This is a genomic window from Actinomadura graeca (assembly GCF_019175365.1).
Lineage (GTDB): Bacteria > Actinomycetota > Actinomycetes > Streptosporangiales > Streptosporangiaceae > Spirillospora > Spirillospora graeca.
Window position 1 is genome coordinate 2,454,783 of sequence record NZ_CP059572.1, and the last position, 23,665, is coordinate 2,478,447.

At 68.7% G+C, this 23,665-nt stretch carries 25 protein-coding genes and 1 tRNA gene; 11 read left to right on the top strand and 15 right to left on the bottom strand.

Annotated elements, in window-relative coordinates; genetic code table 11:
- Window positions 1-27 precede the first annotated feature (27 nt).
- The 4 genes from AGRA3207_RS11070 to AGRA3207_RS11085 all read right to left on the bottom strand — a co-directional run bounded on the left by AGRA3207_RS11070 (window position 28) and on the right by AGRA3207_RS11085 (window position 3,465).
- A complete protein-coding gene (locus AGRA3207_RS11070) occupies window positions 28-1,062 on the bottom strand; it encodes a phosphotriesterase family protein (RefSeq protein WP_231334501.1) in 1,035 nt (344 codons plus the stop codon).
- 24 nt (window positions 1,063-1,086) lie between these two features.
- A complete protein-coding gene (locus AGRA3207_RS11075; protein ID WP_231334502.1) occupies window positions 1,087-1,617 on the bottom strand; it encodes a DJ-1/PfpI family protein in 531 nt (176 codons plus the stop codon).
- Entirely contained in the window at window positions 1,614-2,432 is an 819-nt protein-coding gene (locus AGRA3207_RS11080; RefSeq protein WP_231334503.1) for a FadR/GntR family transcriptional regulator, read from the bottom strand. The genes AGRA3207_RS11075 and AGRA3207_RS11080 overlap by 4 nt, the downstream gene beginning before the upstream one ends.
- A 451-nt stretch (window positions 2,433-2,883) precedes the next feature.
- Window positions 2,884-3,465, bottom strand: a complete 582-nt coding sequence (locus AGRA3207_RS11085) for a TetR/AcrR family transcriptional regulator (RefSeq protein ID WP_231334504.1) — start codon at window positions 3,463-3,465, stop codon at window positions 2,884-2,886.
- Between the two features lie 88 nt (window positions 3,466-3,553).
- On the opposite strand from AGRA3207_RS11085, the gene AGRA3207_RS11090 reads away from it, so the two are divergent.
- Window positions 3,554-3,973 (top strand): nuclear transport factor 2 family protein, encoded by a 420-nt coding sequence (locus AGRA3207_RS11090; protein WP_231334505.1) that lies wholly within the window; start codon window positions 3,554-3,556, stop codon window positions 3,971-3,973.
- Between the two features lie 243 nt (window positions 3,974-4,216).
- Here the strand turns inward: AGRA3207_RS11090 and AGRA3207_RS11095 are convergent, their stop codons facing one another.
- Window positions 4,217-4,705, bottom strand: a complete 489-nt coding sequence (locus AGRA3207_RS11095; RefSeq protein WP_231334506.1) for a DUF488 domain-containing protein — start codon at window positions 4,703-4,705, stop codon at window positions 4,217-4,219.
- 153 nt (window positions 4,706-4,858) lie between these two features.
- Here AGRA3207_RS11095 and AGRA3207_RS11100 point away from each other — a divergent pair, with 153 nt between their 5' ends.
- Window positions 4,859-5,434, top strand: a complete 576-nt coding sequence (locus AGRA3207_RS11100) for a response regulator transcription factor (RefSeq protein ID WP_231334507.1) — start codon at window positions 4,859-4,861, stop codon at window positions 5,432-5,434.
- 83 nt (window positions 5,435-5,517) lie between these two features.
- Window positions 5,518-5,590: transfer RNA gene (locus AGRA3207_RS11105), tRNA-Lys, on the top strand.
- Between the two features lie 543 nt (window positions 5,591-6,133).
- On the opposite strand, the gene AGRA3207_RS11110 is transcribed toward AGRA3207_RS11105, so the two are convergent.
- Window positions 6,134-6,322, bottom strand: a complete 189-nt coding sequence (locus tag AGRA3207_RS11110) for a DUF397 domain-containing protein (protein ID WP_231334508.1) — start codon at window positions 6,320-6,322, stop codon at window positions 6,134-6,136.
- Window positions 6,323-6,462: 140 nt separating this feature from the next.
- Here AGRA3207_RS11110 and AGRA3207_RS11115 point away from each other — a divergent pair, with 140 nt between their 5' ends.
- From AGRA3207_RS11115 to AGRA3207_RS11140, 6 genes are all read left to right on the top strand, one after another.
- Window positions 6,463-6,714, top strand: a complete 252-nt coding sequence (locus AGRA3207_RS11115) for a hypothetical protein (RefSeq protein ID WP_231334509.1) — start codon at window positions 6,463-6,465, stop codon at window positions 6,712-6,714.
- Window positions 6,689-7,249 carry a DUF6879 family protein gene (locus AGRA3207_RS11120; protein ID WP_231334510.1) on the top strand — a complete coding sequence of 187 codons (561 nt, stop codon included), beginning with the start codon at window positions 6,689-6,691 and terminating at the stop codon, window positions 7,247-7,249. Before AGRA3207_RS11115 ends, AGRA3207_RS11120 begins: the two co-directional genes overlap by 26 nt.
- A gap of 21 nt (window positions 7,250-7,270) precedes the next feature.
- Window positions 7,271-8,134: a helix-turn-helix domain-containing protein gene (locus AGRA3207_RS11125; RefSeq protein ID WP_231334511.1), complete on the top strand. Its 864-nt coding sequence runs from the start codon at window positions 7,271-7,273 to the stop codon at window positions 8,132-8,134.
- A 374-nt stretch (window positions 8,135-8,508) separates the two neighbouring features.
- Entirely contained in the window at window positions 8,509-8,988 is a 480-nt protein-coding gene (locus AGRA3207_RS11130) for an ATP-binding protein (protein WP_231334512.1), read from the top strand.
- A 334-nt stretch (window positions 8,989-9,322) separates the two neighbouring features.
- Window positions 9,323-9,733: a hypothetical protein gene (locus AGRA3207_RS11135; protein ID WP_231334513.1), complete on the top strand. Its 411-nt coding sequence runs from the start codon at window positions 9,323-9,325 to the stop codon at window positions 9,731-9,733.
- Window positions 9,734-9,810: 77 nt separating this feature from the next.
- Entirely contained in the window at window positions 9,811-10,038 is a 228-nt protein-coding gene (locus AGRA3207_RS11140; RefSeq protein WP_231334514.1) for a helix-turn-helix domain-containing protein, read from the top strand.
- A 313-nt stretch (window positions 10,039-10,351) separates the two neighbouring features.
- Here AGRA3207_RS11140 and AGRA3207_RS11145 read toward each other — a convergent pair whose 3' ends face one another.
- The 3 genes from AGRA3207_RS11145 to AGRA3207_RS11155 all read right to left on the bottom strand — a co-directional run bounded on the left by AGRA3207_RS11145 (window position 10,352) and on the right by AGRA3207_RS11155 (window position 14,075).
- Window positions 10,352-11,659, bottom strand: a complete 1,308-nt coding sequence (locus AGRA3207_RS11145) for an MFS transporter (RefSeq protein WP_231334515.1) — start codon at window positions 11,657-11,659, stop codon at window positions 10,352-10,354.
- Window positions 11,660-12,021: 362 nt separating this feature from the next.
- Window positions 12,022-12,600 (bottom strand): TetR/AcrR family transcriptional regulator, encoded by a 579-nt coding sequence (locus AGRA3207_RS11150; protein WP_231334516.1) that lies wholly within the window; start codon window positions 12,598-12,600, stop codon window positions 12,022-12,024.
- 41 nt (window positions 12,601-12,641) lie between these two features.
- Window positions 12,642-14,075, bottom strand: coding sequence for an amidase (locus tag AGRA3207_RS11155; protein ID WP_231334517.1), 1,434 nt, complete (start codon window positions 14,073-14,075; stop codon window positions 12,642-12,644).
- 77 nt (window positions 14,076-14,152) lie between these two features.
- Here AGRA3207_RS11155 and AGRA3207_RS11160 point away from each other — a divergent pair, with 77 nt between their 5' ends.
- On the top strand, window positions 14,153-14,404 hold the full coding sequence (locus AGRA3207_RS11160) for a hypothetical protein (protein WP_231334518.1): 252 nt from the start codon (window positions 14,153-14,155) through the stop codon (window positions 14,402-14,404).
- A gap of 232 nt (window positions 14,405-14,636) precedes the next feature.
- Here the strand turns inward: AGRA3207_RS11160 and AGRA3207_RS11165 are convergent, their stop codons facing one another.
- Both AGRA3207_RS11165 and AGRA3207_RS11170 read right to left on the bottom strand, forming a co-directional pair.
- Window positions 14,637-15,467 carry an SAM-dependent methyltransferase gene (locus AGRA3207_RS11165; protein WP_231334519.1) on the bottom strand — a complete coding sequence of 277 codons (831 nt, stop codon included), beginning with the start codon at window positions 15,465-15,467 and terminating at the stop codon, window positions 14,637-14,639.
- Between the two features lie 83 nt (window positions 15,468-15,550).
- A complete protein-coding gene (locus AGRA3207_RS11170; protein WP_231334520.1) occupies window positions 15,551-16,642 on the bottom strand; it encodes a DUF5753 domain-containing protein in 1,092 nt (363 codons plus the stop codon).
- Between the two features lie 603 nt (window positions 16,643-17,245).
- Here AGRA3207_RS11170 and AGRA3207_RS11175 point away from each other — a divergent pair.
- Entirely contained in the window at window positions 17,246-18,400 is a 1,155-nt protein-coding gene (locus AGRA3207_RS11175) for a hypothetical protein (protein ID WP_231334521.1), read from the top strand.
- A 28-nt stretch (window positions 18,401-18,428) separates the two neighbouring features.
- Here the strand turns inward: AGRA3207_RS11175 and AGRA3207_RS11180 are convergent, their stop codons facing one another.
- From AGRA3207_RS11180 to AGRA3207_RS11195, 4 genes are read right to left on the bottom strand one after another with little or no spacing between them, the layout of a single operon-like run.
- The gene (locus AGRA3207_RS11180; protein ID WP_231334522.1) at window positions 18,429-19,970 is read right to left on the bottom strand and encodes a carboxylesterase/lipase family protein; all 1,542 of its coding nucleotides are present in this window, start codon (window positions 19,968-19,970) and stop codon (window positions 18,429-18,431) included.
- Window positions 19,952-20,767 (bottom strand): ABC transporter ATP-binding protein, encoded by an 816-nt coding sequence (locus tag AGRA3207_RS11185; protein ID WP_231334523.1) that lies wholly within the window; start codon window positions 20,765-20,767, stop codon window positions 19,952-19,954. The genes AGRA3207_RS11180 and AGRA3207_RS11185 overlap by 19 nt, the downstream gene beginning before the upstream one ends.
- Window positions 20,760-22,718, bottom strand: coding sequence for a dipeptide/oligopeptide/nickel ABC transporter permease/ATP-binding protein (locus AGRA3207_RS11190; protein WP_231334524.1), 1,959 nt, complete (start codon window positions 22,716-22,718; stop codon window positions 20,760-20,762). Before AGRA3207_RS11190 ends, AGRA3207_RS11185 begins: the two co-directional genes overlap by 8 nt.
- The gene (locus AGRA3207_RS11195) at window positions 22,715-23,656 is read right to left on the bottom strand and encodes an ABC transporter permease (protein WP_231334525.1); all 942 of its coding nucleotides are present in this window, start codon (window positions 23,654-23,656) and stop codon (window positions 22,715-22,717) included. The genes AGRA3207_RS11190 and AGRA3207_RS11195 overlap by 4 nt, the downstream gene beginning before the upstream one ends.
- Window positions 23,657-23,665: the final 9 nt, after the last annotated feature.

Genomic DNA, 23,665 nt, shown 5'->3' on the forward strand with positions numbered 1-23,665 from the left:
GATCTGGTCCGGGGAAAGGGCGCCCGGTCAGAACGCGAGGTACTTGGCCGGATTGACCACGAGCACCTGCCGCACGGCGGCGTCGTCGAAGCCGTACTTGGCCAGCCGCGGCACGAAGCTCTCGAAAAGGTGGTCCAGGTCGACGCGCTCGTTGAGCATGTCGGGTTCGAGCTCGTCCACCGGGCCCCGGGCGTGCCGGAAGAACCGGTCGTAGGAGAAGGTCATCTGCTCCAGGTAGCCGCGGTCGGCCAGCTCGGCGATGTGCCGTGCCATGAGGTCGTCGAGCTGCTCGGCCGAGGTGTTGCGCCAGGGGATCCCGATGTGGTCGATCTGGAGGTTCGCCCCGCGCCGGCAGATCTCGCTGAGCTGCTCGATGTCGGGCTTGACCAGCGCGTGCCCGATGAGGATCTTGGCAGGATCGGCGCCCTCGGCCTCCAGCAGGTCGAGCTGCTCGATCCCGGGATTGGTGACCGCGTAGTCGGCGGGCTCGGTGTGGGTGTTGATCGGGCAGCCCGTCTCGGCCTGGGCACGGCCCGCGGCCCGCACGATGCGCTCCTCCAGCGCGGTGACCCGCAGGCCCGACGGCTGGAGCGGGGTCATCCCCTCGTGCCCGTCCCCCGAGCCGGTGGCGACCTTGATGATCCCGGCCCGCACCGACGTCCGCTGATTGGCCGACGCCATTCCCTCGGTCAGGTCGCGGATGAAGAAGTCCTTGAGGTAGCCGATGTCCTGCTTGCGGAAGTGGTAGGGAATCCCGATCCGCTCGGGGAAGAATCCGGTCGTGCCGATGATGTGCACGCCTGTCTTCTCCGCGGTCGCCTTCAGCAGCAGCGGATTGCGACCCACTTCGATCGGTGTCAGATCCACCATCGTCTGGATCCCGTAGGTCCCCAGCGCCCCGTTCAGCAGTTCGCCGACCTCGCTCGCGACCTCCTCCACGTCATAGACCGTCTGGTGGTCGAACTCGCAACCGGGATTGGCGTAGACGATGTGCTCGTGCGTCAGGGTGATTCCCGCCTGCGCCGGATCGATATCTCCGAGGACCGTGTGGATGGTGGGCATGACAGCCGTCCTTTCTGCGATGGCTCAGCCTTCTTGTGCGTGTGGGCCAGGGGACGTGGTCAGCCGGCGCACGAGCGCGGGCAGCGCGTCGGTGTCACGCGCCACGATCACCCGTCCCTCTTCGATGACGTCGTTCTCGGCGCCAGGCCCCTGACCATTGGTTTCACCGGTTCCGGCACCGCGGGAGGCCGGCAGCACCCCGGCCGCCACCGGCACGGCGGCGCCCTCTGCGACCGCGGCCACGACCGCCCCTGCTCCGTGGACCCGCCGAACGAACTCGGCGAGCGCCGGATCCGCGGCGGCGTCCCCGGCGCCATGGCCGCCCGGCAGGACGAGCGTCCCGATCCCGGCGGGGTCGAGCGCCGAGACCGCCGTCTCCGGGATGAGCGGGTAGCCGAGCGTGCCCTCGCACGTCCGCACGCCGTCGGGCGCGGCGAGCGTCACGTCGGCGCCCTCCTCGCGGAAGCGCAGCAGCGGATACCAGACGTGCAGTTCCCGGTAGCCGGGGAACCCGACGATCACGACCCGGCGCGGGCCGTCCGCACCGCCCGTCATGACCGCGGCTCCAGCCCGCTCGCTGTGGCCCCGGCCGCGCTCCCGCCGGCCGGACCGTCGCCGACCAGGCCGTCGCCGGCCCGGCGGCCATCGCCGGTCACGGTGCCCAGGGAGGCCACCGACCGCATCACCGCATCCAGGTGCGCCTGCATCGCCGCTTCGGCCGCCTGCCGGTCACCGGCACTGATCGCGTCCAGGATCGCCTGGTGCTCGGCCATCGCCTGCTGACCGCGGCCGTGCAGGGTGGTCAAGGCACGCGACTGCTCCTCCAGACCAGTGCGGATGTACTCGACCAGCCGCTCCAGCAACGGGTTGCCGGAGCAGCGCGCGATGCCGATGTGGAACGCCCCGTCCAAGGCCACCGCGCTCGTCGGGTCGGCGGCGCCGCCCTCGTCCTCCAAGATCTGACGCAGTCTCTCGACGTCGGAGTCGGTGCGGTGCAACGCCGCATAACCGGCGGACGGTACCTCCAGGTGCTGGCGTACCTCGTACAGATGCTCAGGCAGGTAGGAGTCGGCCAACACGAGGTTGCTGCTCACGGTGTCGCTGGTCACCTGCCAGCCCTTGCCGACGCTGGAGGCGACCAGACCGAGCGTCCGCAGGGAGCCGAGTGCCTCGCGGATCACCGGCCGGCTCACCCCGAGGGAGGCCGCGAGCTTGGTCTCGGACGGCAGCTTCGAGCCCACGGGCAGCGCGCCGGAAGCGATCCCCTCGCGAAGCTGCGCGATGACTTGATCGACCGCGCTCCAGCGGGCCACGGGAGTGGCCACAAACGACGGCTCTTGGTTGGCAGCCAAGCTGTCTGACAGGTTCATGGGGATGACTCTAAATCCATGTCCGTAATTGACGCAAGAGGTGGAGAGACCTCAGCTCGTCCGCAGGCCCCGATGGGAACGCCGGGTCACTCGTCGAGAGACATGGAGGGATGGCCAGCGGCGACGAGGCTCAGCCCTGCGTCTCGACGCCAGGGCCGACAGCCGGTCGGCACGGTACGTGCGCTTCGACCGGGGTCGCGATCCCTCGCCAAATTCCCGCTTTCCGGTCAGACCGTCTCAACGACGACCACGCCCCGGCGCTCACCGCCGCCGATCACACAGAGCGCGACCATGATGCCGACGGCGCACCACACAGGAGAGCCAGGACGTCTACGACGTTCCCGGCCAGGCACCCGAATCGAAGGATCACCTGATGGTGTGCGCTCAGATGACCGCAGTCCGCCCGTTCACGAGCTCCCGCTCAGGGCCTTCGGACCAAGCTTCGCAACGGTCACGGTCCGACCTTGAGTGCGGCGTCGAGAATCTGCTCGGCGACCTCGCGAGCGGCCGCCGCGCGGTGACGATCGGGACGGGTGGCTCCGGCCGCGAGCGTGCCGTCGATGAGCAAAAGAAGTTGGTCGGCCGCATGTGAGGCGTTCGGATGCCCGAGTTCGACGAGTTCGTGCTCAAGAAGGCGGTGCACGCGCTGACGGTAGTCGCGGGTAACGGCGTGCCCAGGGTGCTCGGGGTCTGCCAGGGCGAGATCGGCGGCCAGATAGCGGCAGCCGCGGAAATCGGGCTCGGCGATGACCTTGGCGAGCTCGTCGAAGACGGCCAGCAGGCGGTCGCGCGGGTTGTCGCCCGCGGCCTGCATGGTCTCCAGGTAGCGCGCCTCGTCCTCGGCAGTGCTGCGTCTGAGGACCTCGACGATCAGTTCGTCCTTGCCGCCGAAGTGCTCGTACAGAGAGCGCCGGGCCACGTTCGCGGCCTTGAGGATGCTGTCGACTCCGACGCTCACGCCGTGGGAGTAGGTCAGCTTCTGGGCCGCGTCCAGCAGACGTTCTCGCGGGCCGGGCCTGGGGTGGGCGCTCATGTTCTCAAGGCTGCCACCGGTTGACGAGTAGATCAACCGGTCTATATGGTCCAAATAGACCGAATGTTCTATCTACTAGGAGGATCTCATGTCCGACCACACCACGGCCGATGTCATCGACCGCTTCAATCGCGCCTTCGTCGAGCACGACCCGGCAGTCCTCAACGACCTGATCGGTGAGGACTGCGTGATGGAGGCGATCCAGCCGGCCCCCGACGGTGCTCGCTACGAAGGCCGCGAGGACTGCCTGACGTTCTGGCGCGCGCTCGCCGAGGACCACACCTCCCAGTTCGCGCCCGAGGAAGTGGTGGTTCTCGGCGACCGGGCGACGATCCGCTGGCGCTATACCTACGGCGATGGCCCCGCCGACTCGGTGCGGGGCGTGAACCTCATGCGCGTCCGCGATGGCCTGATCGTCGAGGCCCTCGGCTACAGCAAGACCGGAGGCGAGGTCCCGCTGGCCACAGAGGTGGCCGAGCCTGCCACCGCGCAGGAGTCCCTTGCGTAGGTCGGCGGACACTGAGGGCGGCCCGGACGTACGCGTGACGAGTGGCGGCCCACCCCCGCCTGAAGCCGACCCGCACGCAGTTCGGAACGCCTCGACAGCACTCCATTGAACAGGCATCTAGCAGCAAAGACTGTGACGCTGCATCACTAAGTCAGAGGGCATTCGCCCGGGGTACCCGCGACACTGCGAGCGGGACCTTGCCGAATGGACACCTTTTGGGGCCCAACCGCCATGCGTAACGCTCTATGCAGGCGGTCGAGGCCCAGGCGTCACGCCTCCGTGCTCGCTGCTGAAGATCCGGCTCAGGCGGTGGACCTCGGTGGCCACCATGTCGCGGTGGCAGCGTGTCTGGTCTGCTTCAAAGCAGAGGAGCGCCACTTTGCGGTCGATGGCCCAGGTCGCGATGGCCGTGAGCCACTCGCGGGCAGCCGGGGCGTCGAGTACCTCGGCGTAGCGCAGCCTGGCATCCTGGAGTTCCTTCGGGGAACCACCGAAGCCTGCGCGGTTGTCCTTCGGGTTGCCCAGCGGCTGGGCGTGCTCGTAGCCGATCCCCGCGGACTCCAGTGCCTCCGACAGGGCCCGCTTGCTGAACCCGCGCTTGCGGGAGATCGGGTTGAGCCGGACGTCCACCACCAGGGACACGTTCTCGGCGGAGAGCCGCGCCAGGAAGGACGGGAGATCGTGTCCCTGGTAGCCGATCCCGATCAAGCCGGTCTCGCCAGCCGCTGACATACCGTCCAGGCTCTCACGAGCGGTCGTCCGCAAGGGGTGACCCTGCGGTCACCCGTCGAAATCACCCCTTAACACGGCGCGTTTCATCGACTCAGAATGATCGGACGGTTATGCTCCGTCCCTATAACCCCCAACGACACCCAAGGGCAACGGATGAGTGTCGACGCAACGGCCCCACTGCGCGTGCTCGTGGTGGACCGCGACCCGCATGTCCGAGCGGACGTGATCTCCCTACTCCAGACCAGCGACGAACTCGAGGTCATCGCCGAGACCGCCCAGGCCGGCGACGCCGTTGACCTGGCCGAACGTCTGAGACCCGACATCGTCCTGCTGGACGCCGACGCCGCCCGCACCGGTCACGCCGCCCCCCTCAGCCGCGCGTCCCGCGTCTTCGTCCTCGCCTCACCCGGCGACACCGGGGTCGAGACCGCCCTGCGCGGCGGCGCCTCCGGCCACCTCGTCCCCGGCGTCTTCACCGTCCGCGACCTGATCCGCGGCGTCCGCGACGCGTCCCGGCTCTCGCTCGGCCTGTCCGCCCGCGAGTCCGAGGTCATGGACCTCATCGCCACCGGCCGCTCCAACGGCGAGATCGCCCGCCAGCTCTTCCTCAGCGAGAAGACCGTCAAGAACCACGTCAACCGCATCTACGCCAAGCTCGGCGTCAGCTCCCGCGCCACCGCCATCGGCGCCTGGCGCGGCATGATGAGCCTGCTTCCGGCCAAGGAGTAACCGATTCGCGCAGGTCCGCAGCGGCTGCTACTGTTCTTCCTGTCGCCAGGGACACCGGCCACGGCCGGAGCCCCTGCTGACAGGCGCCGTTAGCTCAATTGGCAGAGCAGCGGACTCTTAATCCGCGGGTTCGGGGTTCAAGTCCCTGACGGCGCACCCGAAACGCAGGAACATCCCAGATAGGGTCTCGGCCCCTCTTTAGATCCCCACGAGTGGGGAATCAGGCCGCTTTGATCCGGCGACGTGCCAGAGTCTTACAAGCAGCGGCCCGGCCCTGCGCCGGAGGCACGTTCTCAATCATGTAGCCCTGCCGACTGGTTGATAGGACAAGTCCGAAGTCAACTTAGCAGGGCCGATCCAGCTATGAGATGCTACAAGGGGCCGTCCCGCAAAGGTGGGTCCCTTGTGGGACCGGTTGAGGTCTAGTTTCTACATCGAGTCGACGGTTCTACGCCTCTTCAACGGAGACCGGTCCCGCGCCTGAGGTTGCGCGCCCCCAGACGTGCTCAAGCAGTTTCTCCGGCTAGACCAGGCTCAACCTGGGCCAGCGGCCACCGCTTTTCCGGGCGTAGGAGACGATCGTGTGCTTCCTCGGGGTACTACAGCCCCAAACCTCCCCGTCTTCGTCCCCGCGGACGCTACGCATTCCTCCGGAACTACAGAGCCCCCTCCGCAGAGGGGGCTTTCGAGTATCAGATGTTAGATGGCTGCCTCGTCGGCCTTGACTTGGCGCAGCAGCGTCGCCAGGCCACCTCGGCTGATCCTCAGCCGAGGCCCCTCAGGATCCTTGGAGTCTCGGATCTCCACACCGGCCGTGAAACCGGCTAGCTCCACGCAGTCGAAGTTCCCGGTGTGGGACGACTTGCGCCACCGAGGAGAGGGGTTCATGACGACCTCCACATAGCCTCCCTGTGCAGATACCTCTACCCAGCGTTACATAGATGCTCTCTTGACTGTGGCTTCTGCCCGGGTGAAGCTTCCCATCGGATGCTGCATTCTGCTGCATCCTCTCTACCTCGGAGGCGATCATGGGCCTAGAGTTCATCGGAAAAGATCCGAACAGCAGCCACGGGGAGTCCCCCACGGTGTGGGTCGAGCCAAGCGCTCAGGAGCTTGTGCTACAGGGCTGGACACTTGATCCCGAGATGCGCTCTCTGTGTCTGGAGACCGGCAAGATCCCGAGCCACGAAGAGGTCGTCCGCATCCCGGCGAGGATGGCCCCGTTGCTGCTAAGGGCACTGGAGGTGCTGGAAGGTGAGCAGCGTACCGCGGATGGATGAAGTTTCACGCAGACTCTCATTCGATGAGTGGGTCTCACTCTTCGGCTCCGCAACACGAAGTCTCGCCCACCTAGAGATGCGCGACGGCTACCTGGTGGACTACGAGGACGAGCGCTACAAGGAGTGGGTCGCCGGGGGGCGAACCGGGGTTCTGCCCCGGGAAGACCACCCATGGTGGAATTTGACGGCCGACACAGTCGCCAGAGGAGTCTCGATACGCAGGGCCAGGATCATCTCCGAGCCCGTCAGCGAGTACATAGCCTTCGAGCACGCCGGCACCTGGCAGAACGTGGAGTTCGGTGAGCAGGTCCGATGGCTGCCCCGCGGGCGGGCGTCAGCGATCGCTCTCCCTGGAAATGACTTCTGGCTCATCGACGCCTCCCGCGTCCTCTTTCTGCTGTTCGACGGGACAGGCCGCCCCATTGGGCGACAGCTCTCCGCCGACGACGACGTCGTTGCGCTGTGCTCGACGGCTTTCGAGCAGGTCTGGAGGCTAGGAACAGACCACGCCGAACACCGGCTGCGGTCCTGCTGACGGAACGCACGAGTTCGAACCGTGCGCAAGTCCCCGTCCTCCTCAGTCCAGGCCGCTAAGCAGGTACTAGCGGATCGCCTTCGTGAGATCCGAGAGGAAGCAGGTCACAGCGCCAAGTCGCTCGGCGAGGTGGTGGGATGGCACCCCACCAAGGTCTCCAAGCTAGAGCACACGGTCACCTCTCCCTCGGCGGAGGACATCCGTGTCTGGTGTGAGGCTTGCAACGTGCCCGAACAGGCCGAGGACCTGGTCGCCTCGGCGCGGAGTGTCGAGTCGGCGTACGTCGAATGGCGCCGGATGGAACGCACTGGGATGCGGCGCGTCCAGGAGGCGGCGGTGCCGCTCTACGAGCGGACCGAGCTGTTCCGGATCTACGAACCGGCGTTGATGCCGGGACTGCTCCAAACCCCCGAGTACGCGCGGGCCCTCATGCGGGTCATCATCGACTTCAGCCGAATACCCGACGACCTCGACGAGGCCGTCGCAGCCCGCATCGCTCGTCAACGCGTCCTTCGCGAGGGGAACCATCGATTCGTTGTCGTTCTGGAGGAATCGGTCCTTCGGACGGCCTTCGGTGACCGCGAGATCATGGCAGGCCAGCTCGGCCACGTCCTGAGCGTGATGTCCATGCCGAACGTGGCCCTCGGCATCATCCCGGCGAGCAGCTTCCGCGAAGCCATGTGGCCGGTCAACGGGTTCTGGCTGTTCGACTCCGAGAGGCTGACGACTGAGCTGCCGTCAGCCCAGGTGACTGTCACGCAGCCCCGCGAATTGGAGGTTTACCTCCGTACCTTCGAGATGTTGCGCGGCATGGCGGTATTCGGGGAGCAGGCTCGGGTGCTGGTGCTCCGTGCCTTGGAGGTCTTCACCGCCCCAAGCGACTAGAGCACTGCTGCATTCTGCTGCATTCTTCTCGACCTGGGGTCGGCCGCTAGGTCAGTGTCGTGTGACACAGAGTCGCCGAATCGAAATCGGGAGGCAGCGGTCGTGTCCCTCATCGGTCCCCGCAGCAACGGTGTACCGCACGTCGACCACACTGACCCGCTCCCGGCCGTCGGCGAGCACACGAGCCGTTGGGCGGAGCCGTACCAGTCAGCCCAAACCGAGCTGTGGACGGTTCACTTGCGACGTCCCTGCTCGATTGGGGACGATCCTCGCCTCCTGGACACGCTCACCGCGCCCGACGAATCAACGCTCTCCGCCTTGATGGCTCAACAAGACGAGCTGGCCGACCGCGCCCGGCCGGAAGCGAATGGGGAATGACTTCAACGCTGGACGAGACGTCGGCCGGACAACAGGCACTTGAATTCCAGGCCCTCCGCTACAAGGTAGCCGGCACTGCAAGCGTGGTCGCGGAGGTCCGCCTGATCGTAGGGGCCGCCGGTAACCGGTGGAACGTCGGCGAGACGACCGTCGAAGCGGCCGTACTGGTGGCTTCGGAGCTGGTCACCAACGCGGTACGAGCCACGGATGAGCCGATCACTCTTCGCATGTCGGCCGTAAGAGACGGGCTGCTGATCGAGGTCCACGACTGCTCCCCGAAGAGCCCGAAGCAGGCTTCACCGGACCTGACGATCCCTACGCACCATGTCCCCGACGACGCGCCGGACCCCCACGGCTGGGGAATGGGGATCGTGAAGTACCTCTCGAAGCAGCATGGGGTGAAGAAGGAGCACGGCGGCAAGACCGTCTGGGCGGTCTTGCAAATGACCGCCGCAACGCGGACCAAGGCCCCTTGAATTCCTCCGGGCACTGCGTCCTTCGCCCCTAAGGGGAGTTCACGAGGGGGTCCGCGTCGTGTCCGGAGGCCCCGTCCCTCGCTCTGAGCCGTTGACCGCTGCGTAAGGGCGAGGCCGCACCCGTCGTCCGTAGGAGGAAGGTGGTCTATGCAGCCCTAGGTCTCAACTCAACCTGGTCCGGACAACCCGGTTGAGGGCGTATCCAATCACACCGGATCAGGTTTGGGTCCCGCTCTAGGGAGGGGCCCAGGAGGGCCGCCATCACGAGAGTCCGCTTGGTGGCGGCCCTCCGCCCTGGATACAGCACGATTCACAGAACATCAGGGATAGGAAGTTGACTACGACCATCTTCGATTCGAGAACTCTCGTTTCATCAGAGAGTTTCGAGAAGGTTGTCCGCTATGTGGCGCGCGAACACTACGTGCACCCGCGCGACGCTCGGAGGATCGTCGAGCAAGCCTTGGCGTTCACCCAGTTGTGTGCCGAAAATCGTGGCCGTCGGCTCGCCGCGCCAGAGGACGTAAGCCTCGGGCACTGGGCACTCATCCTGCACACCGAGGTGTACGCGGAGCTCTGCGCGAGGCTCGGCGGGTTCCTGCACTACGAGCCGGTATCGCTCGGCCAACAGAACGCCGACGAAGTCCAGGAGACCGCGGCCCTGATGCGGCGGGCGGGGCTGCCCGTCGACGAGGACCTGTGGAACCCCGAAGGATCTTCCTTCCGTGACGCAGGCGACTGCGGCTAAGCCCCCGGCAGACCGGCAGGCCCCGCCGCCTTCCCCGTGGGCGGGGCCTGTCACTGTGCTAGAGAAGAGCTACAGGCATGGCGAGAGAATCGCCCGAGTACGAACCTCTGTACACGACAGGTGAAGTTGCCAAGTTATTCCGCGTCGACGCCGCAAGCGTCACGCGGTGGGGTAACGAGGGACGGATTGAGTACATCAAGACACCCAGCGGACAACGAAGGTACCCCAAGGCGATGGTTCTTGCGCTGTTGACACCGGATGACAGGAGTGCGGGGAGCGAGACCGAGAGCCCGCCCACTGGGTGAGGAAGAAAGAAGTCCCTCGAACAAGAAGAACCCCGGCTGAAGCCGGGGGTCTCCTCTCATGAGGCCCGTCACCCCCATCGGTCCCCATTCGATCTCCACGGAGGGGACCCAGTGCGGCTCGAAGAGGCTCCACCGGGCCGAAGAGTCCTTCCTCTGGATCTCCGCTTCTACCTGGTCGTACACCTCTCACGGCCTCTGAGCCGGATGATCCTCCAGAGGACCGAGACCCCCGTGGATTAAAGTCCGCTGAGTCCGGAGTGTCTGGTGGGCCGCTGGTGCGGACTGGGCGGTAGAGCGCCGGTTCGAGCTCGGATCATCGGCTCGTGCCGGCGCGGATGATCTCTCGTGGAATGAGACGCAGGGCGGTCGCGGCTGCGATCAGGCACATGCCGATGGCGATGGTGATGGCTGTGAGGGTGCCTCTGACGGGGTCTGTTGCGACCACCGCGCCGAGTAGTGCGACTCCGATTACGCCGCCTGTCTGCCGGGCCGTGTTCAGGGCACTCGATCCCATGTTCTGGTGCCGGTCGGGGGCGAACGTCATGACGGCGAGCGTCTGGGAAGGCGCGGAGAGCCCCATACCGGTGGAGAAGACGCAGAAGCCGGCCGCGATCAGCGGATATGGTGCGGAGGCGACGGTGAGAGGTACGAGTCCGATGGCCGAGAGGGTCATTCCGGTGGCCAAGCCGGTACGCGGGCCGAACGCGGTGATGAAACGGGCACCGAGAAGGGTCGAGGCGAGAGTGGCGGCCACGGTCAAGGGGAGGAAGGCCAACCCGGTCCGCAAGGCCGAGTAGCCGCGTAGCTGCTGGAAGTCGAACGTATAGACGATCAGCATCCCGTAGAGCGTGAAGTTGTACGTCGCACCGCCGAGCAGGCCGGCGAGCACGGGACGCGCGGCGATGATGGCGGGGGGCAGGAGGACCTGCCGGCCGTCTCGCGCCCAGGAATACTGTGCTGCGACGAACACGACGAGGGCCGCGGTGCCGCCCGCGAGAGCCGTGAGCACGGCGGGGTCGAGCCAGCCTGTGACACTCGACTCGACCAGCGCCCACACCATCGTGGCGAGGCCGACGATCGCGAGGGTCTGCCCGCGGAGGTCGAACGACACGCGTTGCAGTGGGACCTCCGCCACGTGTCGGGCGACAAGCCAGCCGGTGGCGGCGGCCACCGGGACGTTCAGCAGGAAGATACTCCGCCAGCCGAGAGTGTCGACCAGCAGTCCACCGATGAACGGGCCGATCACGAAGCCGATACCGCCTACGCTCACCCAGACCGAGACCGCTCTGGTGCGTTCGGCCGGCACGGTGAAGATGTGGGCGATCAAGGTCAGCGGTGCCGGGGCGAGGAGCGCTGCTCCCAGACCTTGGCAGGCGCGGCCCAGGACGAGCAGGCCCGTGTTGGGAGCGACGGTGCAGGCGATCGAGGCAACGGCGAACAACCCCAGCCCGGCCAGGTAGCCGCGTCGGGCACCGATCCGATCTCCGAGCCGGCCTGCGGACAGCAGCAGGGCGGCGAACATGAGCGTGTAGGCGTCGATGGCCCACAGTCCGCCGGCCAGGCTCGCGTGCAGGTCGGCACGTATCACTGGGATCGCGACGTTGATGACGTTCGCTTCCATGACGATCAGAGCGGTGCCGAGACACAGGCCGGTGAGGCCCAGCGTCCGGCTGGTGGCAGAAGCAGGTGGTGGTAGCCGATTTCGGGCAGCGTCAGATGACACGGTCACTCCGATGGAGGTAGGGGAAACACACCTTCGTCGGGAGACGACGGCTGTGGCGGTGCCATCTGCTTGGCCACGCGCTGGAGCCGGCGAAGGTCAATGGGCAGACCCGGTGCCAGTGGTGTCGCTATCCGAGGGGGCTATGGCCGAGCGAGTAGCGACTGGAGCCCCGAGTGCCTACGCCAGTCGGTGTCTTGCGGGCATGAGAAGGGCCTTCGAACTCGTCGAGGGCCCTGGCCGGTGGGTGGTGGTGCTTCGGTTCAGTTCGCGCGCGGAGCGCTCGCCCGCAGAAGTGAGAGCACTCCCCTGATGGCGCGGTCGAAGGGCTCTACCGCCTGCGCCGCGCGGGCCAGGGCGTAGCCGCCCTGGATGACGGCGGCGATGGCGGAAGCGGTCTCGTCGATGTCCAGGTCGCCGGCGAATTCACCGTCCGCCACACCTTCGGCGATCGTGCGCCGAAGGTGTTCGTGCTGCACCTCGAAGGCCTCCCGGATCGGTGCGCGCAAGGTGTCGTCGGCCATGACCTCCGGATCGGCGGTGAGCCGTCCCACACTGCACCCGCGCAACACATCGCGTTCGCGCTTTAGATATCCCGTGATGCGTTCGAGCGCAGTGCCTTCCACGGCGAACGCTTCGGCGATCTGTTGTTGCATCAGTTCCGCACTGCGCTGCTCGGCCGCCAACACCAGGTCCGGCTTGCCATCGAAGTGGTGGTACATGCTGCCCTGGCCGACGCCGGAGCGCGCCAGGATCGCGGTCGGACTGGTGCCGACGTATCCACGCTCCCACAGCAGTTGCCGCGTGCCCTCGATCAAGCGCTCCCGGGCGTTCGGTTTCATGGTGCCTCCCAGCAATGCAGTGCGGTGCCTAGCGGCCCGTATTACAGGGCCGGATGCCGCAGGTGCCAGTCCGTCTCAAGCTGGTAGACGTGGCCGAGCTGGATCAGTAGTTGTTCCTCGAACGGCCGGCCGACGAACTGGAACCCCAGCGGCATGTCATCCTCGCCGAAACCGCCCGGCAGAGTGATGGTCGGGGCGCCGGCCATATTGAACGGGGTGACGAAGCGGAGAAAGTCCGTCAGGGCTTCGGGATCGGCATACACCGCCTCCTTCCGCGCGAGCGTGAGGCTCGTGGTCGGCTGCACCGGAGCCAGCAGGACATCCACGTCGCACAGGGTACGCGCCAGTCCGCCGGTGAACGCGAGCCGCTGATGGTGCGCGTGCATCAGCTCGATCGCGGAGACGGTCTGGCCGTGCGTGATGAGCCCGGCGATCGAGCCGGGTGTGTCGGCTGAACCGTATTCCGAGGCGCGCGAGGGATAGGTTTCCTGGTGGGCGATCGCGGCCTCCACGCCGGCGTACCGGGGCCACATGGCATTGATGGTGCTGGTATCAGGAAGGGTGACCTCGACGATCGTCGCGCCGAGGCGGCGCAGCAGAGCGATGACGTCATCGAGCATGCCGATGGTCGCCTGGTCGACACGGGTCTCGTTGTAGGCGCGGTCCACTCCGATGCGTACCGGCCCGATCGGGGCGCCGAGGCCGGCCAGGTAGTCGGGCACCGGTATGGCGGCCGCGGTCGGGTCATGCGGGTCCGCTCCGGCGATCGCTCCCAGGATCGCGGCCGCGTCCTGCGCCGAGCGTGCCATCGGACCGACGTGGTCGAGGCTCGCGGCGAGCGCGAAGACGCCGTGCCTGCTCACCCGTCCCCACGTGGGTTTGATGCCGGTGATGCCGTTGGCCGCGGAGGGGTACCGGATCGACCCGCCGGTGTCGGTGCCCAGGGAACCGAAGGCGAGGCCGGCCGCCACCGCGACGCCGGAACCGCTTGAGGAGGCGCCGGACCAGTACTCGGGGTTCCACGGGTTGCGGGGTGGTGTGACGGACGGGTGGTGCTCGGCGAATGCGCTTTCGGTGAGCTGCAGCTTACCGAGCAGAACGGCCCCGGCTTGCGAGAGACGCTGGACCACTGTCGCATCGTAGGCGGGCACGTGGCCGGAGCGGATCGTGGTACCGGCCGCGGTGACGATGCCGGCGGTGAAGCAGAGGTCCTTCACAGCGATCGGCACACCGTGCAGGGGGCCTCGGTACCGGCCCGCTGCCAGCTCGGCCTGGGCGTTCCTGGCTTGAGCAAGGGCGACGTCCGCCGTCACCGTGGCGTAGCTGCGCAGCACCGGATCGACCTGGTCGATCCGTGCCAGCAGTGTCTCGGTCAACTCCACTGGCGTGAGTTCGCGTGCGCGTAGCTTCGCGGCGACTTCCAGCAGGCTCGCATAGTGCACACGGGTCTCGTGTGCGGTACGGGTGGGGGTCATGGGAACACCATACATACTAGTATGTATGGTGTCGAGTCCGGCCGAGATCGTCGGAGGGGCTGCCGGGGACGGACGGCGTGGAAGGTGATGATCCGCTGCCGGCCGTGGTCGGAAACGTGCAGGATTCCGAACGCCGGTTCCAGGTCGCCCGTCCGGGCATGGCGGAACCGTTCACGGCCGACGAAGCAGGTGCGGACGGGGTGGCCGGCCCAGTCCTCACTGCACCCGCCACGGTGGCCGGCTCACGAGGCTCGTCGATGCAGGCGGCGACCTCGGCCCGCAACGCCGCGGCCAGCATCTGCCGAGCGCCGTCGCGCGGTTGGATCTAGGGTTTCCCACGTCGCCCTTCGAAGGAAAGCGTCCGGCTGAAGCCGCGAGCGTCACGCCCGTCCACACGCCGGGAACCCGCCGTGGCGGTCGCGGGCCTTCCTTATAGGGCTGCGCCACGTTGAGGGCTCCGAAGGTGGGCAGCTGAAGTAGATTCCGGCGGTGGCCCGATTTCCAGGTGGACGGCCAGGGGCCTTGGTCGATTGCCTGACGGGCCGAGCGGTTGGTGGGTGTTTATTTCTTCTTGCCGACGCCGCCGTAGGCGTGGGCGTCCGGTACCGGCTCGAAGGGGCTCGGTTCTGGGCGCCAGCGGTTGACCGGGACGATGCCCGGCTCCACGATTTCCAATCCGTCGAAGAAGCGCGCGATTTGATCTGGCCGACGCAGGCGGTACGGGACGGCGCCGGTTTCGTCATAGCCTTCCTGTGCCTCGGCGAAGGACTCGTCGGTGTCGGTGCCGGCGTTCAGCGCCAGGAAGCTGTCCGGCGGGAGGCCGGCCAAGAGCCGCCGGACGAGTTCCCGGGCCGTGGCGTCGTCGGGGACGTGCCCCATGGTGCCCATGAGCATCAGGGCGATCGGCTGCCCGAAGTTCAGGGTCGTGGCGGCTTCGCGCAAGATCGTGGACGGATCGTGGAGGTCGGCGTCGACGTAGGCGGTCGCGCCTTCCGGGGTGCTGGTGAGGAGCGCTCGCGCGTGCACCAGGACGAGCGGGTCGTTGTCGACGTAGACGATGCGCGAGTCCGGGGCCACGCGCTGCGCCACCTCGTGGGTGTTGTCCTCCGTGGGCAGGCCCGTTCCGATGTCGAGGAACTGCCGGATTCCCTCCTTCTCCGCCAGGTACCGGACGACCCTGGTGAGAAAGGCCCGGGAATGGCGGGCGAGATCGACGATTCCGGGGAAGACGCGGACGTACTCCTGGCCGGCCTGCTGGTCGACCGGGAAATTGTCCTTTCCACCCAGCCAGTAATTCCAGATCCGGGCGGAGTGCGGCACCGAGGTGTCGATCCCGGCGTACAGGTCCTTCTCGGCCTCATGCGAGGCGAACTCATCGTCGGGGCTGTTCACAGCGACCTCCCGCGGGTCTCGCGCGCCCATGACCCTAGCGCTTCGTCAGCCTCTGCGACAGCGAACCGGAAGGGCCGTGGTAGTCAGGTGAGGAGCTTGTGCAGTATTCGGACCGATTCGTCTGGTGGGGCCGCTGAGACCGCCAGTCCGTTCACCAGTCCGTAGCACTTGCAGACCAGCGTTGATTCGTGCGGGTAGAGCGCGTGGTGCCACTGGTGCAGCACGAGAACGTCCGGGGAATCCAGCTCACGGAAGCGCAGGAGCCGGATCGGGCCATGGGCACAGAAATGCGGGCTGCCGGCGGGACGGATCTGAATGGTGACCTGGTTGAGTTCGGTCAGTTCGAGCATGTGCCGCAGTTGCCGGCGCCACACGTCGGCGGGCATGTCCCGAAAGGGCGGTCGGCGGAGCGTCCTTTCCTCCAGCACGAACCACAGCAGCACCGCGGTTCCGCGTCGCAGCATGCGTTGGCCGTGCGCTTGCAGACCTCGCGGGTCCGCGCCGTCCTCGGCGCCCGGGCGAGACGTGAGCTGGAGGTGGGCGGCGAACTCGGCGGTCTGCAGGTGGGCGGGGATGCCGTGCGGGTCGTAGATGCGCAGGCGGGAGCACCACTCCTCAAGCACCAGGCAGGACTGGAGGGAGCCCGCCGCGCCGGTCGACGCCGGCCGCTGCCTTTTCGCCCAGTCCAAGAGGACGGCCCGTCTCGCGTCCTCGACGTCGAACAGCCCGTCGTGTCCGTTCGGGAAGGAGAACGGGGCGGGCTTCGGAGCGTGGGGGGAGTCGGACGTCTCGGGATCGTTGCGCCGCCGGGCCGCCCGCCGCATACCGGCCAGTTCCTTCGTCGCCGCCTCGTGCCGCTGCTTCCACTCGGCGACGGTGCCGACGGTGGCGTCGGGATCCAGGCCGCGGCGGGCCGTCATCTCCCGGAAGACGATCACCAAGGAAAGGGACATCTCCCACCGTGGCAACTGCCGACGCGGCTTGGTGAAGAGATCGTGCACCGTCGAACTGCGCAGCGGGATCACCGGTCCGCCCGCCGGCCGCCGCGGTCGCCTCCGTATCGCCTCCGCACAATCCTCGATGGCGGCGTAGGACGACGGCGCGGCCACCGCCCGTGCCGCGTCCAACGTGGCGAGGAAGCCGTCGATCACGCGCTGCTTGGCCTCGTCAGTCATGTGGACTCCGAGAGAGTGTCACGAACCGCTGCGCCTATTCGGCGCACATCCTGCCATCCTCGCCGGAATCGGAACAGGTCACCTGGCACACTTGCCGCGATAATTGATCATTCATCCTCTTCGGATCATCCGAATAGCGGTAATTCGGTACGTGCAACCGTGCTGTATCCGGGTTTATCCGGATAACAGTCGTTTCGGTGCCGATGGGACTGAAGATGGTCCAGCGTTGACACATGCCCACACCGCCACCGACGGCGCGGGGGGAAGACCCTTCGAATAGAGAGGCGGGTCCAGGGTCACGGGGCTCGCGGGACATCGGCGCGGATGACGAAGCCCTCGCCCTCTGCCTGTACACGATCTGGGCACTACGGACAGGTCGCCCGATTCCGGCACGGCCGTACGCGGCGCTGAGCGTCCGGGAGCTGGAGGAGTTCTGGTGTGACCACGTCCCGGCGAACCCTTGGCGCCGGGGTCGCTGACCGTCGTCGCGCTGTGGCGGCGGTCAGGGCCCCGAAGGCAGCGTTCTTACTGATGTGGCTGCATTACGCTGTAGTCCGTTTATGTGGGACGACGCGTCCTTCGCGGGGATTCTGGGGTGACAGGGTGAAGTCTGTATTCAGAGTCTTCCGCCGGCGGCGTGAGGACGAGCTGGCGCTCATCGACGCCGAGATCACGGCCTTCGGCGAGGCGCTGGCCCAGCACGCGCTCGTGCCCGAGGAGCACGCCGCCGACGCCGGGCTCCTGGCGGACTACACGCGCGCGCTCGACGCCTATGACCAGGCCAAACGGGCTTTCGTCGGAGATCGTGACCGGGCGGACGCCGTGGACGTGATGCTCGCGCTGGCCGAGGGACGCCATGCGCTCGCCTGTGTCGACGCCCGTCTGGCGGGCCTTCCCGCGCCGCCCGGCACGCCCCCGTGCTTCTTCGATCCGCGCCATGGCGCGTCCGCCGAGCGGGTCGCCTGGACCCCCGAGGGCGGCAGCACCCGGATCATCGACGTGTGCGCCGCCGATGCGGTGAGGCTCAGTGAGGGCATGTCGCCCATCGCGACCAGCCGCCACCGGCCGCCGGAGCCGCAGCGGCGTACGCCCGCGCGTCCGCCCCGGCCGCGCGTCTCCGAGCGCGCGCCCGCGCCGGAGTCCCGGCCGGACGTCGCCCGGCGCACTGATCCGGCGCCGGGACCTCGGCGGGAGCCCGCGCCTTTCAAGACGTGCCCGCCGAGCGTCCGCAAGGGCCAGCAGGTGCAGGGACGCGGGAACAGGGAGCCCAGGCTTTCCCACCGTGAACCGCGCGTCCCCCTGGTGCTGGTCGTGCGTCTCCATGGTGGCGCGCGTAACAGCGTCGAGGTCATCGAGGACGGGGGCGCGCGGTCCTTGCTCCGGGCCCGGGGACGGAGTCGCGTCGTGGAACCCATTCCCTTGAGCGAGGACAAGCACGTCCGGCTGCGTATCGAGTCGGCGGGCCAATGGAATGCGTGGCTGCAACCCGTGGCCACCGTCCCGGCGGTCGAGGACGGCATCTCCTCACGTGGTTCTTTCGTTCTCCGGTACGCGGGAGGGCCCGCGATCGTCCACATGAGCCACGCCGACAAGGGCGACTTCTCGGTCACCGAGCTGGACGCGGACCTCTGGCAAGGGCGGCACGTCCTGTCCGGGACGGGCGCGTCCTTCGCCGAGGCCCACCTGTCCGGCCCGACCTACCTTCATGTGCGCGCCGAGGGCAACTGGAAGATCAGGTTCACTCCCGGAGATCACTGAGGCCGCGGTCCGGACGGTGGCGGTCGCGTCATGCGTCCGTCCCCGCCGGAAGGTCGCGCGGGTCCCGGCCGGTGTACAGGCTCCACTCGGCGTCGATGCGCATGGTGGCCCGCTTCTCCGGGGTGTAGGGCTCCCACGTGGGGATGTCGCTGTGGCCCGGGGCGCCGTCGCGTGCGAAGGACGTCCACGCCTGTGCCATGCGGGTGGAGACCTCGCGGCGGTCGCCGCGGTCGCCTGCGAACGGCGACAGTTCCGCGTTGTGGAACACGAACGGCAGGTCGAGGCTGTGGGTGGCCCCGAGCAGCCCGCCGAGGATCGGGGTCTGGTAGGCGAACTCGTAGCAGTGGACGGTGTGCCGTGCCGACAGCTCCGACGCCAGGGTGATGGCGGCCGGTGCGAAGGTCATGTCCGTGACGATCCGGGCCAGGCGCAGCCGCGCCGGTTCGGGGCCGGGGCCGTTCTGCCCGCCGGTGATGACGTCGTCCGCGGCGGCGCCGAACCGGTTCGCCGTCCAGGTGTGCAGCTGGGAGTCCGAGAACGTCGCGTACTCCGGCGCGTTGCAGAGGATGAGCGAGGCGTCGTGGGTGGTATGGCCGATGAGGACGGGGATGCCGGGCCCCGCGGCGGGGGCGGCAGCGTCGACGTGGGGCGCGAAGGACGCCTGGGCCGCGTCCAGCAGGTCCTGGTCGAGGGTGAAGCCGCCCATGACGTCGCCGGTGAGGCCCCGCTGGAGTTCGAGGAGCGGCCCGGTGCCCCACGTGGTCAGCTCCCCGGCGCGGGCGGTGCCCAGGCCGGCGAGGTGCAGGGCCTGGTCGGCGAGGTCGCGGCCCGCCTCGTCCGAGACCGGCAACGGGCCTGGCGTGCTCTGGATGATCGCCTTGTGGAACAGGCCGGACGCCGACGGCATCGACATCAGGTTGCGGACCTTGTCGCCGCCTCCCGACTGGCCGAACACGGTGACGTTGCCGGGGTCGCCGCCGAAGCCGTCGATGTTGTCGCGCACCCAGGTGAGGGCGAGGACGAGGTCGAGCAGCCCGGCGACGCCGGAGTGCTCGAACTCCTCGCCGAGGAGCGCGTCCAGGGCCAGGTAGCCGAAGATCCCCAGGCGGTGGTTGACGGTGACCACGACGACGTCGCCGAGCCGGGCGAGGCGGTCGCCCAGGAACATCGACTCGGAGCCGGCGCCGTGCTGGTAGCCGCCGCCGTGGAACCACACCATGACCGGCCGCCTGCCGGACGGCGTCGCCTCGGGCGTCCAGACGTTGAGGACGAGGCAGTCCTCCCCCATCGGGACGCCTTCGAGCGCCGAGCCGGTGCGGGGGTAGAGGTAGTCCATCGCCTCGGCCCACGAGCCGGTCGCCGCCAGCCGGATGTCGTTCTGCGGCGCGGCGCTGCCGAAGACCGTCGCGTCCCGCACGCCGTGCCAGGGCTTCGCCGGTTCCGGCGGCCGGAACCGGGCCGGGCCGCCGGTGGGCGCGCCGTAGGGGATGCCGAGGAACGACGCGACGCCGCGATGGCGGACGCCGCCGACCTTCCCGGACGTGGTCTCGACTATGACTCGCTGTTGCATGGGGGAGCCTTCTCCTGCGACGTTCGGGTGGCCTTGGGGATCGCGGCGATGAGCCGCCTGGTGTAGTCCGCGCGGGGGCGGTCGTACACCGAGCGCGCGTCGCCGGACTCGACGACGGTGCCGTGGTAGAGGACGACCAGGTCGTCGGCGAGGTACCGGACCACGCCGAGGTCGTGCGAGATGAACAGGTAGGCGACGCCGAGGTCGGCCTTGAGCTCGTTGAACAGGTTGAGTATCTGCGCCTGGAGGGAGAGGTCCAGGGCGCTCACCGGCTCGTCGCAGACGATCAGCCGCGGCCGCATGACCAGGGCGCGGGCGATCGCGACGCGCTGCCGCTGGCCGCCGGAGAACTCGGCGGGATAGCGGTCCACCGCCGAGGCCGGAAGGCCGACGCGCTCCAGCGCCTCGTGCACCCGGTCCCGGACGGCGCGTGAGTCGAGGGTCCGCTGGGCGCGCAGCGGCTCGCCGAGCGTCCGGCCGATGGGTTTGACCGGGTTCAGCGACCCGTACGGGTCCTGGAACACGACCTGGATCCGGCTGCTCAGCTCGCGGCGCTCGCGCCGTCCGGCCCGGGTGATGTCCCGGCCGTCGAAGGTGATCGATCCTCCGCTGACCGGCGCCAGGCCGAGGATCGCCTTGCCGAGTGTCGATTTGCCGGAGCCGGACTCCCCGACGAGGCCCACGGTGCGTCCGTGGCCGGCGGTGAGGGAGACGCCGTCCAGCGCGGTGACCGGTCCGCCGCGGCGGCGCGGGTAGCGGACGGTGAGGTCCTCGATCGTCAGCAGCGGCTCAGTCATGGTCGGCCTCGATCATCCGTGCGGGCACCTGCCGCAGGCAGCGGCTGCCGTGCCCGGCCGTTTCCGCCACGGCGACCGGGTGCGCGGTGCATGCGTCCATCACATAGGGGCAGCGCGCCGCGAAGTGGCAGCCCGGGGGCCACTCCCCCGGCGCGGGGACGCCGCCGGGCATGACGCGGAGCGTGACGCCCGGGGTGCCGAGCTGCGGGTTCGCGGCCAGCAGGCCCTCGCTGTAGGGGTGCCGCGGCGCCGCGATGATCGTCGGGGTCGGTCCCGATTCGACGACCTGCCCGGCGTACATGACGAGGGTCCGCTCGCACAGCTCGCCGACCGCGCCCCAGTCATGGCTGATCAGCAGGATCGCCATTCCCGTCTCGCGCTGGAGCGTGCGCAGCAACCGCAGGATCTCGGCCTGGACGGTGACGTCCAGCGCGGTCGTGGGCTCGTCGGCGATCAGCAGCCGGGGGCTTCCGGCGAGGGCGATCGCGAGGGCGGCGCGCTGCGCCATCCCGCCGGACAGCTGGTGCGGGTACATCTTCGCGACGCGGTCCGGGTCGGGCAGGCGCACCTGGCCGAGCAGCTCGATCGCGCGCCGCCGGGCCTGCGCCCGTCCGGCGCCGGTGTGGGTGCGGACGGCCTCGGCGATGTGGCTGCCCACGGTGAACAGCGGGTCCAGGGCCGCCATCGGCTCCTGCGAGATGAACGCGATCGTCGAGCCCCGCAGCCCGGCGCGCTCGCGGCGGCCCATGGCGGTGGCGTCGGCGCCGTCGACCAGTATGGAGCCGCCGACGACGTGCGCGCCGTCGGGGAGCAGGCCAAGGACGGCGCGGCCGGTCATCGTCTTGCCGCATCCCGACTCGCCGACGATGCCCAGCGTCTCGCCGGCCCGCAGCTCGAAGGACACGTCGTCGATCACCGGTGTCGGCCGTCCGCCGGGCCCGGGGAACGCGACGGTCAGGCCGTCGACGCGCAGCAGGACCGGCGGCCCGTCCACCGGCGGGGCGCCCTTCGCCCGCGGGCCGCGCGCGCCTTCCTTCGCGGCGTCGCGGGACGGGCGGATCCGCGTGCCGGAGGACGGGCGTGCCCAGCCCTCCGCCGTCGCGTCGCGGACGCCGTCCCCGAGCAGGACGAGCGCGATCACCGTGCAGGCGACCGCCGCCCCGGTCGGGACCAGCATCCAGTTCTGCTGGTTCATCACCGTGGAGGCGTCGGCGACCATGCCGCCCCAGCTGGCCTCCGGCAGGTGCACGCCCAGGCCGAGGAAGTTCAGCCCGGTCTCGGTGAGCAGCGCGGTCGCGGCGACGAGCGACAGGTTGACGAGGATGGGGCCGACGATGCGCGGCAGGACGTGGCGGAAGGCGATGGTGACCCCGCCGAACCCGTACACGCGCGCGGCGGCGACGTACGGCTCCCCGGCCACGGTCAGCGCCGCGGCGCGGACGACGCGGACGAGGCCGGGCGCGGTGAGCACGCCGAGCGCCGCCATCGCGGCGGCGAGCTCCTGGTCGAAGGTCGCCAGCACCATCAGCAGCACCACGATCGCCGGGATCGACATGAGCAGGTCGACCAGCGGTGACACGACCCTGTCCACACCGCCCGCCAGGGCGGCCGACAGCCCGACCGGGATGGCGATGACGGCCGAGACCAGGACGGTCACGAGCACGCCGAGCAGCGCCGGGCGCGCGCCGAACATCAGGCGGGAGGCGATGTCGCGTCCCAGCGCGTCCGTGCCGAGCCAGTGGTCGGCCGACGGCGTCGCGAGGACGTGCGCGAAGTCCGCCGCCTGCGGGCCGTACGGGGCGAAGACCGGGGCGAGGGCCGCGAGCAGGACGACGGCGGCCAGGTAGAGGAGCGCGGCCGCGGCGGCCGGACGGCGGAGCAGGCGGCGCGCCAGGCCGGGCCGCCTGGCCGGGGCACCGGCGGCGGGCTCCATGCCGGTGGGGGCGGTCATGAGGCCCGCACCCGGGAGTCGATCAGCACGTACGCGACGTCGGTCACCAGGTTCGCCGCGACGACCAGGAGCGTGAAGTACACGGCGACGCCCTGGATCACCGGGATGTCCTTCGTGCCGGTCGCGCTGACCGCGAGGCTGCCCAGCCCGGGCAGCCCGAAGACCTGCTCGATCACGACCGAGCCGCCGAGCGCGCCGACCAGCAGGATGCTCGACATCGTGGTGATCGGTATGGCGGCGCTGCGCAGCGCGTGCTTGAACACGATGCGCCGCTCCGGCACGCCGTTGGCCCGCAGGTTGTCGATGTAGGGGCGGCGCAGGACGTCGAGCATCGCCTCCCTGGTCTGCTTCGCGATCGCCGTGACCCCGCTCAGGGCGAGTGCGGTGACCGGAAGCAGCAGCGAGCGCGCCCAGCCGCCCGGCGAGTCGGTGAACTTGACGTACCCGGTGGCCGGGAGGAGCCCGAGCCGCACGCTGACCAGCGAGATCAGCAGCAGGCCCAGCCAGAAGCCGGGGATCGCGAGGCCGCCGATGCTGAGCAGGTCGACCAGCCGTCCGGCGACCGTCCCGGCCTTGCTGCTGGCGACGCCGAGGACGACCCCGAGCACCGTGGCGAGGACGGTCGCCCCGATCACGAGGGAGAGCGTGACGGGAAGTCTCGTGGCCAACGCGGTCGTCACCGCCTCCTTGTTGGTGAGCGAGTTGCCGAGCGAGCCGTGGAACACACCGTCGAGCCAGTGCCAGTACTGGGCCCAGACCGGCTCGTCGAGGTGCAGCTGCCGTTGCAGCCGCTCGACGTCCTGCCTCGTCGCCTGCAGGCCCGCCAGCTGGCTCGCGGCGTCACCGGGGATGAGCGACTGGAGGACGAAGACCACGATCGACACCACGAACAGCAGCGGCACCGACAGCAGGAGCCTGCGCATCAGGATGCGTTTCATCGGGATTTC